Raw genomic sequence first — 1,839 nt, 5'->3', positions numbered from 1 at the left:
TGCCGACGTCACCGACCGACACCGTGTTGTCGCGATCGGCGGTGGAGTTCGCACCGAGTGCGACGCTGTTGCTCGCTTCGGCATAGGCATTGCCGCCCAGCGCGACGCTGTCCTCGCCCGCTGCGGTGCTGTAGAAGCCCGCTGCGAGAGCGCGATCTCCGCTCGCCCACGCCTGCGAACCCAGCGCCGTCGAGGTTTCGGCCTGCGCGTAGGCGAAGTAACCCAGGGCCGTTGCGCCGATCCCATCCGCCTGCGCGAGTGCACCCACCGCACTGGCGTAATCGCTCCACGCGCCGGAGCCCGCGCCGAATGCCACCGACGCGGTGCCATCCGCCTGGGCATTGACCAGGAAGCCCAGGCCCGGCACCAGATCGCCCATGCCGCCGATCGCGGTACTGCCCGCGCCGTTGGCAGCGGCCCCCCAGCCGACCGCGGTCGAGTACTGGTTGGACGCGGTGCTGCTGTAGCCGAGCGCGGTCGCGCCCTGGCCGGTGGCGGCACTGAAGCTGCCGTTGGCCGTGCTGTAGTCGCCGGTCGCGCTGCTGGAATAGCCGGTCGTGGTGGCCTGCAGGCCCTCCGCCGCCGATCCAGCACCGGTCGCGGTGCTGAACGCGCCGACGGCCTGCGCACCTGCGCCGAAGGCCGAGGCACCCTCGCCGATCGCCGTCGTGGTCTGGTCGAGCAGCACCTCGCCGGTGTCGGGATCCTCGTAGTACAGCCAGCCGCCGACGGCCGTGCTGGAATCGCCTTCGGCCACGGCGTTGTAGCCCGACGCGGTCGCGTACTGGCCGCCCGCGGATGCGCCGCTGCCGAACGCCGACGCGCCGACGCCATAGGCGTAGGTCGACGCGCCGATCGCGGTCGAATAGTCCGCTTCGGCGATCGCGTTCGAACCCGACGCGGTCGCGTCGACGCCATCGGCATACGCCTCGCCGTCGCCGGTCGCACGGAAATACTGGTTGTAGGCGGTCGCCTCATCGAGCTGACCGAGGTTCACCGCATCGGTGTCCTCGGTACCTTCGGCGACGTTTGTGATCTGCCGCTCGCTGCCGACATCACCGACCGAGACCGCGTTGTCGCGATCCGCGACCGAGCCCTGGCCCAGGGCCACGCTGCCGGCGCCGCTGGCTTCGCTGTCCGAACCCAGCGCCAGGCTGTCGTCGCCGAGCGCCGCGGAGAAGTTGCCGAGCGCCGTGCTGTTGGTGCCGCTGGCGAAGGCGGCGCCACCGATCGCGGTGGAGAAGTCACCCGACGCTTCGGCCGGCAGCAGGCCGAGGAAGGCGCCGCCGACGGCGACGCTGTTGTAGCCGGTAGCCGTCGCCGCCTGGCCGACCGCGGTGCTGTACTCGCCCGACGCCGTGCTGTCGGAACCGACCGCCAGGCTGCTCGAACCCGACGCTGCGCTCGCGTTGCCGACCGACGTGCTGTTGAAGCCCGACGCCGCCGCACCGCCGCCGACCGCCGTCGTGTAGTCCTCGGACGCCGTAGCGCCGAAGCCGAATGCCGCGCCTTCCGCACCGCTGGCGACGCTTTCGGCGCCGACCGCAGTGGCGCCATCGCCCGATGCGTCGGCGAAGAAGCCGGCCGCCGTCGCTTCGACGCCGGAGGCTTCCGCCAGCGCGCCCGAGGCCAGGCTGCCGTCACCGCTGGCGACCGACGCCGCACCGGTGGCCGTCGCGTACAGACCGTCGGCCGTGCTCTCGGCGCCGACCGCGATCGCGTATTCGCCGCCAGCCGTCGCGGCCGCACCAGCGGCCAATGCGTTCTCACCCGTCGCCGCTGCGTTGTAGCCCACTGCGGTTGCATTCGTCGCCAGCGCGAACGCGCCGCTGCCGAAGG

The 1,839-nt window shown here is 72.1% G+C and carries 1 pseudogene; it reads right to left on the bottom strand.

From position 1 onward, the window contains the following. A pseudogene (locus CJ022_RS17215) lies at positions 1 to 1,839 on the bottom strand (ESPR-type extended signal peptide-containing protein); the annotation flags it as partial.

It is taken from the genome of Luteimonas rhizosphaerae (assembly GCF_002849595.1).
Classification (GTDB): Bacteria; Pseudomonadota; Gammaproteobacteria; order Xanthomonadales; family Xanthomonadaceae; genus Luteimonas; species Luteimonas cellulosilyticus.
This window is presented reverse-complemented; position numbering and strand designations above follow the sequence as displayed.